The organism is Acidovorax sp. 1608163, from assembly GCF_003669015.1.
In the GTDB taxonomy this organism is placed as follows: Bacteria; Pseudomonadota; Gammaproteobacteria; order Burkholderiales; family Burkholderiaceae_C; genus Acidovorax.
In genome coordinates this window covers 4,358,000-4,371,789 of the sequence record NZ_CP033069.1, presented here as the reverse complement: position 1 = coordinate 4,371,789, position 13,790 = coordinate 4,358,000, and the positions used below count along the sequence as shown (strand labels likewise).

14 protein-coding genes are annotated in these 13,790 nt (G+C 65.2%); 4 read left to right on the top strand and 10 right to left on the bottom strand.

Annotated features, from left to right (window positions below):
• Positions 1–15 precede the first annotated feature (15 nt).
• Both EAG14_RS19450 and EAG14_RS19445 read left to right on the top strand, forming a co-directional pair.
• The gene (locus EAG14_RS19450; protein WP_121729860.1) at positions 16–1,020 is read left to right on the top strand and encodes a fumarylacetoacetate hydrolase family protein; all 1,005 of its coding nucleotides are present in this window, start codon (positions 16–18) and stop codon (positions 1,018–1,020) included.
• Complete coding sequence (locus EAG14_RS19445) at positions 1,020–2,039, top strand: NAD-dependent epimerase/dehydratase family protein (RefSeq protein WP_121729859.1); 1,020 nt, start codon at positions 1,020–1,022, stop codon at positions 2,037–2,039. The genes EAG14_RS19450 and EAG14_RS19445 overlap by 1 nt, the downstream gene beginning before the upstream one ends.
• 26 nt (positions 2,040–2,065) lie before the next feature.
• Here EAG14_RS19445 and arsC read toward each other — a convergent pair whose 3' ends face one another.
• From arsC to EAG14_RS19430, 3 genes are read right to left on the bottom strand one after another with little or no spacing between them, the layout of a single operon-like run.
• Complete coding sequence (arsC, locus tag EAG14_RS19440; RefSeq protein ID WP_121729858.1) at positions 2,066–2,413, bottom strand: arsenate reductase (glutaredoxin); 348 nt, start codon at positions 2,411–2,413, stop codon at positions 2,066–2,068.
• Entirely contained in the window at positions 2,410–3,078 is a 669-nt protein-coding gene (locus EAG14_RS19435) for a DUF1045 domain-containing protein (protein WP_121729857.1), read from the bottom strand. Before EAG14_RS19435 ends, arsC begins: the two co-directional genes overlap by 4 nt.
• The gene (locus EAG14_RS19430; protein ID WP_099658974.1) at positions 3,075–3,551 is read right to left on the bottom strand and encodes an Lrp/AsnC family transcriptional regulator; all 477 of its coding nucleotides are present in this window, start codon (positions 3,549–3,551) and stop codon (positions 3,075–3,077) included. The genes EAG14_RS19435 and EAG14_RS19430 overlap by 4 nt, the downstream gene beginning before the upstream one ends.
• Before the next feature lie 97 nt (positions 3,552–3,648).
• On the opposite strand from EAG14_RS19430, the gene EAG14_RS19425 reads away from it, so the two are divergent.
• On the top strand, positions 3,649–4,629 hold the full coding sequence (locus tag EAG14_RS19425; protein ID WP_121729856.1) for an EamA family transporter: 981 nt from the start codon (positions 3,649–3,651) through the stop codon (positions 4,627–4,629).
• A gap of 194 nt (positions 4,630–4,823) precedes the next feature.
• A complete protein-coding gene (locus tag EAG14_RS19420; protein ID WP_121729855.1) occupies positions 4,824–5,156 on the top strand; it encodes a DUF1840 domain-containing protein in 333 nt (110 codons plus the stop codon).
• 75 nt (positions 5,157–5,231) lie between these two features.
• Here EAG14_RS19420 and EAG14_RS19415 read toward each other — a convergent pair whose 3' ends face one another.
• The 7 genes from EAG14_RS19415 to EAG14_RS19385 form a co-directional block, all read right to left on the bottom strand.
• A complete protein-coding gene (locus EAG14_RS19415; protein WP_371414427.1) occupies positions 5,232–6,233 on the bottom strand; it encodes a Bug family tripartite tricarboxylate transporter substrate binding protein in 1,002 nt (333 codons plus the stop codon).
• A gap of 301 nt (positions 6,234–6,534) precedes the next feature.
• Entirely contained in the window at positions 6,535–7,521 is a 987-nt protein-coding gene (locus EAG14_RS19410) for a tripartite tricarboxylate transporter substrate-binding protein (RefSeq protein ID WP_099657694.1), read from the bottom strand.
• A 309-nt stretch (positions 7,522–7,830) separates the two neighbouring features.
• The gene (locus EAG14_RS19405) at positions 7,831–9,078 is read right to left on the bottom strand and encodes a phenylacetate--CoA ligase family protein (RefSeq protein WP_121729854.1); all 1,248 of its coding nucleotides are present in this window, start codon (positions 9,076–9,078) and stop codon (positions 7,831–7,833) included.
• Between the two features lie 227 nt (positions 9,079–9,305).
• Complete coding sequence (locus EAG14_RS19400; RefSeq protein ID WP_099743737.1) at positions 9,306–10,115, bottom strand: ABC transporter ATP-binding protein; 810 nt, start codon at positions 10,113–10,115, stop codon at positions 9,306–9,308.
• Positions 10,116–10,362: 247 nt separating this feature from the next.
• The gene (locus EAG14_RS19395) at positions 10,363–11,691 is read right to left on the bottom strand and encodes an ABC transporter substrate-binding protein (RefSeq protein WP_099657696.1); all 1,329 of its coding nucleotides are present in this window, start codon (positions 11,689–11,691) and stop codon (positions 10,363–10,365) included.
• Positions 11,692–11,743: 52 nt separating this feature from the next.
• Positions 11,744–12,820 carry a branched-chain amino acid ABC transporter permease gene (locus EAG14_RS19390; RefSeq protein ID WP_121729853.1) on the bottom strand — a complete coding sequence of 359 codons (1,077 nt, stop codon included), beginning with the start codon at positions 12,818–12,820 and terminating at the stop codon, positions 11,744–11,746.
• A 31-nt stretch (positions 12,821–12,851) separates the two neighbouring features.
• The gene (locus tag EAG14_RS19385) at positions 12,852–13,781 is read right to left on the bottom strand and encodes a branched-chain amino acid ABC transporter permease (RefSeq protein ID WP_099742888.1); all 930 of its coding nucleotides are present in this window, start codon (positions 13,779–13,781) and stop codon (positions 12,852–12,854) included.
• Positions 13,782–13,790: the final 9 nt, after the last annotated feature.

Genomic DNA, 13,790 nt, shown 5'->3' with positions numbered 1-13,790 from the left:
GAAACGGAGTCTTTGATGCGATTTGCAACCCTGAAGAACGGTACGCTGGATGGCCGCTTGGTGCTCGTGTCGTCCTGCAGCCAGCGCGCTGTGGACGTTGCGCCCTTGGCCCCCAGCCTGGTGGCTGCCTTGCAGCAGTGGGATGCGTTGGAGCCGGCCCTGCGCGTGCTGGCCGCAGCGCTGGAGACCGGCACAGCGCCTGGGGCGTTCCCTTTCGATCCCGCCTTGTGTAGCGCTCCTTTGCCGCGCAGCCCGCAGTGGCTGGATGCCTCGGCCTTTCTCAACCATGGGCGGTTGATGGAGCGTGCGTTCAACACCCCGCCCATCCCGCATTTCGACACCATCCCGGTCATGTACCAGGGCGCGAGCGACGACTTTCTGGGGCCCTGCGACGATGTACCCATGCCCAGCGAGGCCGATGGCATCGACTTCGAAGGCGAGTTCGGCGTCGTCTGCGGGCCTGTGCCGATGGGCGTGACGCCAGAGGCCGCCTTGGCCAGCGTGCGGCTGATCGTGCAGATCAACGACTGGAGCCTGCGTGCGCTGGGCCCGCACGAGATGAAAACGGGTTTTGGCTTCTTGCAGGCCAAGCCTTCCACCAGCTTTGCCCCACTGGCCGTGACGCCCGATGAGCTGGGCGATGCTTGGCAGGGTGGGCGGGTCCATTTGCGTCTGCATGTGGAGTCCAACGGCCAATGGTTTGGCCACCCCCATGGCGGTGAAATGAACTTTGGCTTTGGGCAACTGATTGCACACGCAGCCCGCACGCGGCGGTTGACGGCGGGCACCATCGTTGGCTCAGGCACCGTGTCCAACCATTCGCGCGATGCGGGCTCTGCCTGCCTGGCCGAGCGGCGCGTGATTGAGATCCTGGACGAGGGCGCCGCCAAAACGCCCTTCATGCGCTACGGTGACGCCGTGCGCATGCAGGCCCGGTGGCCCGACGGGCGTGAAGGCCCGTTTGGCGCAGTGCACCAGCGCGTGGTGGCGGCTGGTGCTGACGTTGCAGAGGGGCGCTGATGCAGCACGTGGTCATCACGGGGGCGGGGGGCTTTGTCGGGGCTGCGCTGGTGCAGCGCCTGCGTGCGCACCCGCAGAGTCTGGGGCAAGCAGGCCCGCTACGGCTCACGTTGGTCGATCGTGCTGCTGCGTCAGCGCCCGCCTCGCACACGGTGCCTTCGGCACCAGCGCAGGCCAGCCTGCGCTGGCACCTGGGCAGCTTTGCAGACCCCGCCTTGCTGCAAGCCCTGCGCGATGATCCGCCGGGCGTTGTGTTCCACCTTGCCAGTGTGCCGGGGGCGCTGGCCGAGCGCGAGCCCGCGTTGGGGGTGCAGGCCAATCTGCTCGATACCGTGGCCTTGCTGGAAGGGCTGGCCCAGCCCGTGCGGGCGGGCAAGGCCCCCGCGCCGCGCGTGGTGTTCGCCAGCTCGGTGGCGGTGTATGGGGCCTTGGGGATGCACCCCATGAACGAGGCGCAAGTGCCGCAGCCCACACTGAGCTACGGCACCCACAAATGGACGACCGAGCTGCTGCTGGCCGACTACAGCCGCCGTGCTGAGCTGGATGCCTGCAGCCTGCGCCTGCCCGGTGTGGTGGCTCGCCCCCCGGCCGAGACGGGCCATGGCTCAGCCTTCATGAGCCAGATCTTTCATGCCTTGCATGGGCGGCAGGCCTACACCTGCCCGGTCTCGTCCCAGGCCACGGCCTGGTGGATGTCGCTGGAGCGTTGTCTGGACAACTTGCTGCATGCCGCGCGCATGCCCATGGAGGCGATGACGCCTGCCCGTTGCTGGCAGCCGCCGGTGCTGCATGCCTCGGTGGCCCAGGTGGTGGAGGCGGCGGCGCACGCCCTGGGCTGCAGCGCGCAGGACTGGATTGGCTACGCACCCGACCCGCGCATCGAGGCAGTGTTTGGTCGCCAGCCCCTGCTGCACACACCGCATGCCCAGGCGGCGGGCTTTGTGCACGACGATGGCGTGGACGCCTTGGTGGCGCGGGTGCTTGGGCCGCTGGGGCCGCCCGCCTGGCCTGGCGCGTGACGCGGACCTGAGGCGGTTCAGCGCTTTTACAAAATCTCCAACACCGCCTCAATAGGCCGCCCCACGCGCGTGCCACGGGGGCTGCTGGCCACGGGGCGGTTGAGCAGCACGGGGTGCGCGGCCAGGGCGTCCAGCAACTGGTCGTCTGTGACACCAGGGGCGTCCAGGAGCAGCTCTTTGAACAGCGGCTCTTTGGTGCGCACCAGGTACAGCGCGCCTTGGCCGCTGCTGGCGACCAGGGCTTGCAGCGTGGCGCGGCTGGGTGGGTGCTTGAGGTAGTCCACCACCGTGGGCTCTACGCCGCGCTCGCGGACCAGGGCCAGGGCGTTGCGCGAGGTGCTGCACTTGGGGTTGTGAAAAAAGGTGACGCTCATAACGGAGTAGGAGTGGGGATGGGCGCGTTGGCCAGCTCAAAGTGGTCCAGCAGCACGAAGTCGTCTTGCGGGTGTTTTTGTGAAAACAGCGCCAGGCTGTCGATGTGTTGCGGCGGCAGGTCGGCAAAGAACTGCTGGGCCACGTCTTCCACGACGTCCTGCAGCGGCGGCTGCACCAGGTGCAGCGGGCCGGTCAGTGGCAGGTGAAAGGTCCAGGGCGCTTCAGGCGCTGCCGCACCGTCCGGCTGCGGCGCAGCAATCGCCTGCAGGGCTTGCTGGCATTGGGCGGCCCAGGCATTCAGGGCCGCATGGGTGCGGTGGCCTGGCGCGGGGGCCAAGGCCAGCGCGCCTGCGTGGCGCACCACCTGCAGCGGGGGCAGGGCCATGGGCTGCCACTGGGTGGCCAGCCGGTGCACGGTGGCTTGCAGGGTGAGCCAGTCCGTGCCCTCGGCCAGGGCAAAGCTGGGCGCCCAGGCGGCGCGCCAGCCCCATTGGCGGGGGCTGGCCGTGAGCAGGTGCAGCACCTCGGGCGGCACTTCAGCAATGTCGAGCTGGGGCAGGGGGCGCAATTGCGCGGCGCAGCGGCCCAGCCAGTGGCTGCCCGCCAGCCAGCCCAGCGTGCCGGGCTGGGGCGCCCAGGCCAGGGTGTAGCGGGGTGCGGTCATGTGCCGGTCTGCGCCGGGGCCTTGCCGGGCAGCCGCTTGCCCAAGTCCAGAGGCCGGTCTTCAAAGGCGGTGCTCAGCACCACGGTGCTGGTGGTGCGGGCCACGCCCTCAATGGCCTTGATCTGGTAGATGACGTCTTCCAGGGCGCGGGCGTGGGTGGTGCGGATCTTGGCCAGAAAGTCGTATTCGCCCGCCACGCTGTGCAGCTCTTGCACCTCGGGCATGGCGCGCAGGCGCGGGGCCACTTCGCGGCAGTGGATGCCGCCGTCGTTGCGGATCGCCACAAAGGCGGTGAAGCTCAGCCCCACGCGGTCGGGGTCCACGCTGATGGAAAAGCGGCGGATCACGCCCTTGTCCAGCAGCTTCTTGACCCGTTCGTGCACGGCCGCCGTAGACAGCCCGACCTCGGCCCCGACATCGGCATAAGAACGACGGCCATCTTCACCAAGCGCCGAAATAATTCTGGCGTCCATGTCGTCTGTCTGAATATTTGCTTGCATAAGGGCTGTGATTCGGTAAAAATTCCTGAAACCGCTGGTTTTCCATAAATTATTCGGTCAGGTGAAGAATATGCCGACATTTTTCAATGTGCAAGCGCCCAAGTGGGGGCTGGGGCGCTCTGGGGCGCTGGTGCTGGCCTTGTTGCTGGTGTATGTGGTGTGGGGCACCACGTATTTCGCCATTGGCATTGCGCTGCAAAGCATGCCGCCCCTGTGGATGAACGCCATCCGCTTTTTGTGCGCGGGTGGTGTGATGTTGCTGGTGGCGTTGTGGCAGGGGCATGCCCTGCCCACGGCCGTGCAGTGGCGCAATGCCGCGCTGGTGGGCGCGCTCATGGTGTTTTTTGCGATGAACTGCATTGGTTTTGCGCAAAAGCTGGGCATTGGCTCGGGCCTGATGGCCACGGTGGTCACCACCATGCCCATGTGGCTGGCGCTGTGGACGCGCTGGGGCGGCGAGCGCGTGCCGTTGACCAGTTGGGTGGGGCTGGCGCTAGGCGTGGTGGGCGCGCTGCTGCTGGCGCTGGAGGGCGACTTCTCGGCCACCTGGCAGGGCGCCTTGCTGGCGTTTGGTGCACCGCTGTGCTGGAGCGTGGGCTCGTACGCGTCGCGCAAGCTCACGCTGCCGGCGCCCGCCATGGCCTCTGCCGCGCAGTGGCTTGTGGGTGGTGCCCTCAGCCTGGTGGTGGCTGCCTGGGTGGAGCCTGTGGGCCGGTTGGCCGACGTCACTGCCAAGTCGTGGGCCGCTTGGGTGTATTTGCTGGTGTTTGGCACGCTGATTGCGCTGAACGCCTACCTGTGGCTGCTGCAAAACGCCTCGGCCGCGCTGGCGGGCAGCTACTCATTCGTGAACCCTGCCGTGGCCCTGCTGGTGGGCGTGGCGCTGGGGGGCGAGCTGCTCACCGGCTGGGTGTTTGCCGCGCTGCCGCTGATTGCCGGGGCGCTGGTGTGCATTTTGTATGGGCCCCTGGTGCTGGGCCTGTGGCAGCGCAATGTGGCGCCCCGGCTGCGCGCTGCATGGACCCCTGGCAGTCGTCAGCGGCAGATGTAGCGCTATTAAAAACATAGCTGCTAGCGCTTTGAGAATAAGCGCTAGCAGCCTTTTTTATTCAAATTGATGCAGGCAGTCCATTCTCCGGCCTGCCTGGCATCTGTCGGCATGCGCTGACATGCACTGGCAAGAAGGCGGTTAGGCTTGGGCTTTGATTGCCCTGCCGCCCAAACTTAGCCCTGGAGTGCTTTGCCATGCTCTACAAATTCAAATCCCGCGCTGCCGCCGACCTGATCTTGCTGGAACCCCAGGGGCGGCAGATTCTGCAAATCATTGGCAAAGCGCCAGCGTCCACCGGCATCGTGACTGCCGCGCAAATCCCCGCCGCGCTGGCTGCCCTGGAGGCTGCCGTGGCCGCAGACGAAGCCCGCCTGCGCGAGGCTGCGCAACAGGCCGCAGAGGCGGACCCGAACGCGCCGGAAGACGAGCCCCGCGACACGGTGCGCTTGCGTCAACGGGCGGCGCCCTTCATCGATCTTTTGCGCCGCAGCCTGCAAGAAGACTGCGATGTGGTCTGGGGTGTGTAGCGCAAGCCAGGCGCCGCGGTAGGGCGCACTGCAGGGGCGCGCTGTATGGCCACTGCCATGTGCGACCGTGCGCTCTCAATCCACCTTGGCCCCTGACACCTTCACCACCCCCGCCCATTTCTTGTGTTCTTGCTCAATGTGGCGCGCAAACTCGGCCGGGGTGTTGCCGCCCGGGATGGCGCCTTGGGCGGTGAGCCGCTCTTTCACCGCCGGGCTGGCCAGTGACTTGGCGACCTCTTGCTGGATGCGGTTGACGATGTCCGGGGCGGTGCCCGCTGGGGCCAGCAGGCCGAACCAGGAGCTGGCCTCGTAGCCCTTGAGGGCCGGGCCGCCAGCCTGCTCCACCGTGGGCACGTCGGGCAGCGCGGCAGAGCGCTGGCTGCTCGTCACGGCCAGGGCCACCAGCTTGCCAGCCTTGATCTGCGCCATGGACGAAGGCAGGTTGTCAAACATCACATCGGCGTTGCCCGCCACCATGTCCATCAGCGCCGGGCCCGATCCGCGGTAGGGCAGGTGCAGCATGTAGGTGCCGGTCATGCTCTTGAACAGCTCGCCCGCCAGGTGGATGGAGGTGCCGTTGCCGCTGGACGCCATGTTCAGTTTGCCCGGGTTGGCCTTGGCGGCCTTGATGAAATCCTGCACGTTGGCGACACCCAGGGCTTTGGCCTTGTCGGGGTTCATCACCATCACGTTGGGCACGGCGGCCACCAGGGTGATGGGCACAAAGTCCTTGATGGGGTCGTAGGGTAGCTTGGCGTACAGCGCGCGGTTGATGCCGTGCGTGCCCACCGTGCCCATGAGCAGGGTGTAGCCGTCGTTGGCAGACTTGGCCACGGCCTCGGCGCCCACGTTGCCGCCCGCACCAGCACGGTTTTCCACAATGAAGGGCTGCCCGAAGGCGCGGCCCAGCTCAGGCGCCATGGCGCGCGCCAGGATGTCGGTGGTGCCACCGGGGGCAAAGGGCACGATGATGCGCACGGGCTTGGTTGGCCAGCCAGCGGTTGCGGGTGCCGTCTGCGCGTGTGCCTTGCCTGGTGCCAGCAAAGAGGCTGCAGCGGTCAGCGCCAAGGCGCCCATGGCCGTCAGGGTGAGCGCGAGGGCCACGGCCTTGCGGCGGCTGCGTGCCTGGCTGCGGGCCTGGATTTGTGCACTGGAGCGGGCGGGGGGTGGACGCGGTGCAGCGATGTCATGGGGCCATTCCTTTTCGAATCGATAGACATTGCAGGTGCCGTGACCTGCATGCTTGTGTTCTACGCGGGTGCGTGCGCAAAGGGCAGATGGGATTACCCGAACAGTGGGATCGCAGCGATAAAAAAGCCACCGGGCCCGGAAGGCGCGGTGGCTTGTGCTGCACTGGCGTTGCCGCCAGCGGCAGGGATCAGTCGGCGTAAGTGCCCGCGGCCTTGATGACGGCGCCCCACTTGTCGATCTCGGACTGCACAAACTTCTTGTGCTCGGCAGGCTCGATGCGCTTGTCGGTGGCCACCACGGCGCCCAGGCCTTCTTGCTTCTTGATGAACTCAGGGTCCTTCAGGGCGACCTTGATGGCTTCGTTGAGCTTCTTGAGCACGTCGGCAGGGGTGCCCTTGGGCGCGTACACGCCGTGCCAGATCGTCACGTTGAAGTCCTTCACACCCGACTCGGCCAGTGTGGGCAGGTCTTTGAGGGCTGGCGTGGTGAGGCGCTTGGTGGTGGTCACGGCGTAGGCCTTGACCTTCTTGCCTTCGATCTGCGACGTGGTGTTGGTGGTCTGGTCGCACAGCAGGTCGATCTGGCCGCCGATCAGGTCGGTGATGGCGGGGGCGGTGCCCTTGTAGGGCACAGGGGTCATGTCCACCTGCAGCGCGCTTTGGAACATCAGGCCGCACAGGTGCGATGCCGAGCCCTGGCCCGCATTGCCCAGGTTGATCTTGCCCTTGTTCTGGTTGATCCAGGCCGACAGCTCCTTGTAGTTGTTGGCGGCCATGCTGGGCTTGGCGATCAGCGTCATGGGTACGTCGTTGACGATGCCCAGGTACTCAAAATCGTTGGCCACGTTGAACGACAGCTTGCGGTACATCGTGGGCATGGTGGACATGCTGATGTGGTTGAGCAGCAGTGTGTAGCCATCGGGGGTGGCGCGGGCCGCCTTGGCGGTACCGATGGTGCTGCCAGCACCGGCCGTGTTGTCCACCACCACGCTCACACCCAGGGGCTTGCGCAGGGCTTCGGCCAGGTCGCGGGCCACGCGGTCGGTGGGGCCGCCCGCTGCGTAAGGAACCACCAGCGTGATCGTCTTGTCTTTGGACGGGAACTCTTGCGCTTGTACGCCGAAGGCGGTGACCACTGCGGCGGCGGCCAGCGAGAGTTTCAGCAGATTTTTCATGGATGCTCCTTTGATTGACGGGGCCATGATAGCGATGGCGTTTTCGCAGGGTAATACGGGTTGTCCGTAGCCTGTGCGCTGTGGTGTTTTAAATCAAAACAAGCTGCAGGTCTGATATATAGAGCGCTGAAAGCTATCTATTTGATAGCAAATGCAAGGGTTAACCCTGACGCTGTGGGGCGTGCAAAGCCCTTCCGTCAGGGGTGCAGATTGCCTTGTTTTTGTGACAAATCAACAGCACCCGCACGGCCCGCGCAAGGGGTGTGCTGGCGCTCTGGGTGGTCTCACGCCATCCCGTTTGCCGCGCTGTCAGCGGTAGCTGCGCGCATCTTCGATCACCCGGCCGTCGTTGGGCAGCGTGCCAGGCGGCACCATCTGCACCTCGCCGCGTAGCTTGGTGACCTCGCGGATGGCGTCCGAGAGCTGGTGGGCCAGGCCCTCGGCGGTCTCGGTGGTCTCGACCTGCAGCACCATCTGGTCGTTGGCCATCTCACCGCTGACCACGAGGCGCGCTCGCAACACTTGCGGAAAACGCTTGGCGATCTGCGCCACCTGCCCCGGGTGCACAAACATGCCGCGCACCTTGGTGGTCTGGTCGGCCCGGCCCATCCAGCCCTTGATGCGCTTGCCGGTGCGGCCTGTGGGGCAGGTGCCGGGCAGCACGGCCGACAGGTCGCCCGTGCCAAAGCGGATCAGGGGGTAGTCGGGGTTGAGCGTGGTGATGACCAGCTCGCCCACCTCGCCCTCGGGCACGGGGTCGCCAGTGCCAGGGCGCACGATCTCGACGATCACGCCTTCGTCCAGCACCAGGCCTTCGCGCGCACTGGTCTCGTAGGCAATCAAGCCCAGGTCGGCCGTGGCGTAGCACTGGTAGCCCGTAATGCCGCGCTCGGCAAACCAGTCGCGCAGCGAGGGCGGAAAGGCCTCGCCCGACACCAGCGCCTTGGTCACCGTGGGCAGGGCCACGCCCATCTCGGCGGCCTTCTCGACAATGATCTTGAGGAAGCTGGGCGTGCCGATGTAGCCCGCAGGCTGCAGCTCGGCCATGGCTTGTACCTGCTGCTCGGTCTGGCCCGTGCCGCCGGGGAACACGGTGCAGCCCAGCGCATGCGCGCCGGTCTCCATCATCGAGCCCGCAGGCACGAAGTGGTAGCTGAAGCTGTTGTGGATCAGCTCACCGCGCCGAAAGCCCGCCGCGTAAATGGCCCGCGCCATGCGCCAGTAGTCGGGCCGCGTGCCCTCGGGCTCGTAGATGGTGCCGGGGCTGGCAAACACGCGCGTCATGCCCGGCCCAAAACCCAGCGCGCTGAAGCCGCCAAACACGTTGCTGGCCCGGCCCGCCTGCTGGCGCTCCAGCAGCTCGTACTTGCGCGTGACAGGCAACTGCGCCAGCGCCGCGCGGCTGGTGACCGAGGCTGCATCCACCCCCGCCAGAATGCTGGCAAACGCAGTCGATGCCTGCTGCGCATGCGCCACCTGCTGAGGCAGCGCCGCCATCAGCGCCGCTTCACGCTCCGCAGGGCTGCGGGTTTCCAAGGCGTCATAAAACGTGCTCATGCCTGGGTTCCTTTGGGTAGGTTTGAATCAAAAAGGCCTCTTGCGCTTATCTATCCATCGCAAGAAGCTATCAAATTGAGAGTGAAAACGTTTTGAACTGAGATCGATAAAAGGCGCAGCCTTGAACCCTGGCGCGGCCACCGCCAGCGCACCCGTGGAACTGGCTTTGCCAGGCCACCGGGTGCGTCCCCCTGAGGGGGAAGGCGCGCAGCGCCGCAGGGGGCTCGTCAAGCCAGCCAGCGCTTGCGCCGCTTGTAGCTTTTGACATCCTTGAAACTCTTGCGCTCGCCGCCGCCCACGCCCAGGTAAAACTCCTTCACGTCCTCGTTGCTGGCCAGGTCGCTGGCGGCGCCGTCCATCACCACGCGGCCGCTTTCCATGATGTAGCCGTAGTCCGCGTACTTCAGCGCCATGTTGGTGTTCTGCTCGGCCAGCAAGAAGGTGACCTTCTCCTTGGTGTTCAGGTCCTTCACGATGTTGAACACCTCTTCCACGATCTGCGGTGCCAGGCCCATGGAGGGCTCGTCCAGCAGCACCATGCTGGGGTTGGCCATCAGCGCGCGGCCAATGGCGCACATCTGCTGCTCACCCCCCGAGGTGTAGGCCGCCTGCGAGGTGCGGCGTGTTTTGAGGCGCGGAAAGTAGTTGTAGACCTTCTCCAGATTGGCCTCGATCTCGCCCTTGCTGGTGCGGGTGTAGCTGCCCGTCATCAGGTTCTCTTCGATCGTCAAGTGGGCAAAGCAATGCCGCCCCTCCATCACCTGCACCACGCCGCGCTTGACGAGGTCGGCAGGCGAGAGGTTTTCAATGCGCTCGCCGCGCAGCTCAATGCTGCCCTTGGTCACCTCGCCGCGCTCACCCTTGAGCAGGTTGGAGATAGCCCGCAGCGTGGTCGTCTTGCCCGCCCCGTTGCCCCCCAGAATGGCCACGATCGAGCCCTCCTGCACCTGCAACGAGACGCCCTTGAGCACCAGGATCACATGGTTGTAAATGACTTCGATGCCGTTGACGTTGAGAACAATGTTTTTAGAGTCCATGGTGTTGCCTTCGCTGTGCCAATCGAAAGGGCTGCGGTACATCGCAATCCTTTCGATTGGCGGCTGCCGGGGAATGCTGCCGCTTCGTCATCAGCCGTTGAGACGGTCGCAGCCTGAAATATCAGGGCCACCGCGCAAGGGCCTACGCCGGCCGCGCCGCCCCGCCGCACCGGTGGTGTCCCCCTTCCCGAATCGCGCAGCGATTCGAGAGAAGGGGGAAGCGGCAAAGCCGCTCAGGGGGATGCACTTAGCTACTGCAATCAGCAGGGTCCCGCCGCGTCATCTTCTTGTCGCCCAGGTACTTGTCCGCACCGGCCTTCACCATGGGCTTGAGGATCTGCTCGTCCGCCTGGTACCAGTCGGACGAGAAGTTCCACTTCTTGCCGTCCCAGGTGTGCACGCGCGACCAGGTCGAGCCCATGTGGTCGGCGCAGCTGGTGGACAGGGGGCGCATCACATCGTTGAAGCCCAGGGCGTCCAGCTTCTTCTGGTCCAGCGCCAGGTTTTCCATGCCCCAGCGCACTTGCTCGCCGGTCATGACCTTGCCCTTGCCAAAGCGCTCTTGCGCGCGGCGCACCGACTCCACTGCCAGCATCTGGATGATCACGCCGCGCGTGTACAGCACCGATCCCACTTCGTCCTTGGGCCCTGTGCCCTGGCCCTTGTCGTGCACGTGCTTCAGGATGTCCTGGATCACCTTGCTTTGCTGGCCGTAGCCGTTCAGCGCCAGCGCGTTGTAGCCCTTGGCGCCTTCGCCCACGTCGCGCACATCGGGCTCGGCACCGGCCCACCACACGCCATACATCTTGTCTCGGGGGTAGCCCGTGGCCTGGGCTTCCTTCAGAGCGGTGGAGTTCATCACGCCCCAGCCCCACAGCAGCACGTAGTCGGGGCGGCTTTGGCGCACCTGCAGCCAGGTGGCTTTTTGCTCCACACCGGGGGCCGTCACGGGCAGCATCTGCAGCTCAAAGCCGTGCATCTTGGCGCGCTCTTGCAGCACCGGGATGGGCTCTTTGCCAAACGGACTGTCGTGGTAGACCAAGGCAATCTTCTTGCCCTTGAGCTTGTCCAGCCCGCCATTGGCCTTGCCCAGGTGCTGGATCAGGATGTCGGCGCCCGTCCAGTAGCTGCCCATGAAGGGGAAGTTCCACTTGAACGCCTGCCCGTCCTGCGCCACCGACAGGCCATAGCCCAGCGTCATCAGCGGGATCTTGTCCACGGGCGCTTTCTCGGTCAGCGCAAACGTGATGCCGGTGGCCTGCGGGTCGAACAGCGACACGCCGGGCTTGCCCTTGAGGCGCTCGTAGCACTCCACGCCCCGGTCGGTGGCGTAGCCGGTTTCGCATTCTTCAAACGTGAGCTTCACACCGTTGATGCCGCCATCGCGGGCGTTGATCATCTTGATGTAGTCCTGCTTGCCATTGGCCCATGGCACACCGTTGGGTGCGTACGGCCCCGTGCGGTACGACAGCAGCGGGAAGAACTGCTCCTTCGCTTGCGCCATCGCGCTGGTCGCCAGCGAGGACGCTCCAGCGGCAACCACCGCTGCGGCAATCACGATTTTGGAAAGCTTCATGGATGTCTCCTTTGGATGAATGTGTTGAAGCACGGGGAAAACTGGCAGTGGATCAATGGGGGAAGGGCCAGAGGCGGAGTTTTTGCTTGGCGGTGGACCACAGCTTGGCCAGGCCATGCGGCTCCACGATCAGGAACCACACGATCAGTGCGCCAAAAATCATCAGCTCGGCGTGCGAGACGCCTGCCGTGGAAATCTCGATACCGAACAGACCCACGAGCGCGGGCAGGAACTGGTTGAGCACGATGGGCAGCACCACGATGAAGGCGGCGCCAAAGAACGCGCCCATCACCGAGCCCAGTCCGCCGATGATCACCATGAACAAGAGGCGGAACGAGATTTCGACCGAGAAGGCCGCAGGCTCCCACGCGCCCAGGTGCACAAAGGCCCACAGCGCACCGGCCATGCCCACGATGAAGGAGCTCACGGCAAACGCGCTGAGCTTGGCGTACATGGGGCGGATGCCGATCACTGCGGCGGCCACGTCCATGTCGCGAATCGCCATCCACTCGCGGCCAATCGCGCCGCGCACCAGGTTCTTGGCCAGCAGGGCCACCACCACCAAAATGGCCAGGCAAAAGAGGTATTTGCTGGTGGCGCTTTCAATCGGCATGCCAAGCACCTGCAGGCCGTTGACCGACACCGAGCCAGAGTCGGAGTTGTTGGTGAACCACTTGATGCGCAGGAACATCCAGTCGCTGAAGAACTGTGCCGCCAGCGTCGCCACGGCCAGGTACAAGCCCTTCACGCGCAGGCTGGGCAGCCCGAACAGGATGCCGAAGAACGTGGCGCACAGCCCGCCCAGGATCAGCGCCGGGATCAGCGGCATGCCTGGAAAGCGCACAAAGAAGTTGTACGCCCCGTAGGCCCCCACGGCCATGAAGGCGCCCGAGCCCAGCGAGATCTGCCCGCAGTAGCCCACCAGAATGTTCACCCCCAGGGCCGCCAGCGCCATGATGACGAAGGGGATCAGGATGGCGCGGAAGATGTAGTCGCTGGCAAATGCAGGCACCACCAGAAAGGCCACCGCCAGGATGAGCCCGATGGCAATGCGGTCCTGCGCGATGGGGAAAATCTGCTGGTCGGAGCGGTAGCTGGTCTTGAACTGGCCGTTTTCGCGGTAGAGCATGGTGTGTCTCCTGGGTTCTTGTTGTTATGGCTTACACGCGGTCAATGATCTTCTCTCCGAACAAACCTTGCGGTCTGAACAAGAGAAACACCAGCGCCAGCACATACGCAAACCAGATCTCGATGCCCCCGCCCACGAACGGGCCCAGGTACACCTCCGACAGCTTCTCGCCCACGCCGATGATCAGCCCGCCGATGATGGCGCCGGGCACCGAAGTGAGGCCACCCAGGATCACCACTGGCAGCGCCCGCAGGGCCACCGTGGTGAGCGAGAACTGCACACCCAGCTTGCTGCCCCAGATCATCCCGGCCACCAGGGCCACGACACCGGCCACGCACCACACGATCACCCAGATGCGGTTGAGCGGGATGCCAATGGACTGGGCGGCCTGGTGGTCGTCGGCCACGGCGCGCAGGGCGCGGCCGGTGGAGGTCTTTTGGAAGAACACCGACAGCAGGGCCACCAGCGCGGCGGCAATGGCGGCGGCAATCACATCTTCCTTGTTGATCAGGATGCCGCCCTGGAACATGGACTCCAGCGCAAAGATCGGCTCCTTGGGCATGCCCACGTCGATCTTGTAGATGTCGCTGCCAAACAGCGTCTGGCCTAGCCCTTCGAGGAAGTAGGTGATGCCCAGCGTGGCCATCAGCAGCGTGGCTCCTTCCTGGTTCACCAGGTGGCGCAGCACCAGCTTTTCAATCAGCCAGGCCACCACGAACATGATGGCGCCCGCAATCACGAAGGCGGCCAGGTTGGCCACGATGGGGTTGTCGATGCCGGTCCACTTCGGAATCCACTCGGCAAAGCGCGCCATGGCCAGGGCTGCAAACAGCACCATGGCGCCCTGCGCAAAGTTGAACACGCCCGAGGCCTTGTAGATCAGCACAAAGCCCAGCGCCACCAGCGAATACAGCATGCCGGCCATGAGGCCGCCGATCAGTGTTTCGAGAAAGAATGCCATGTTGTCTTC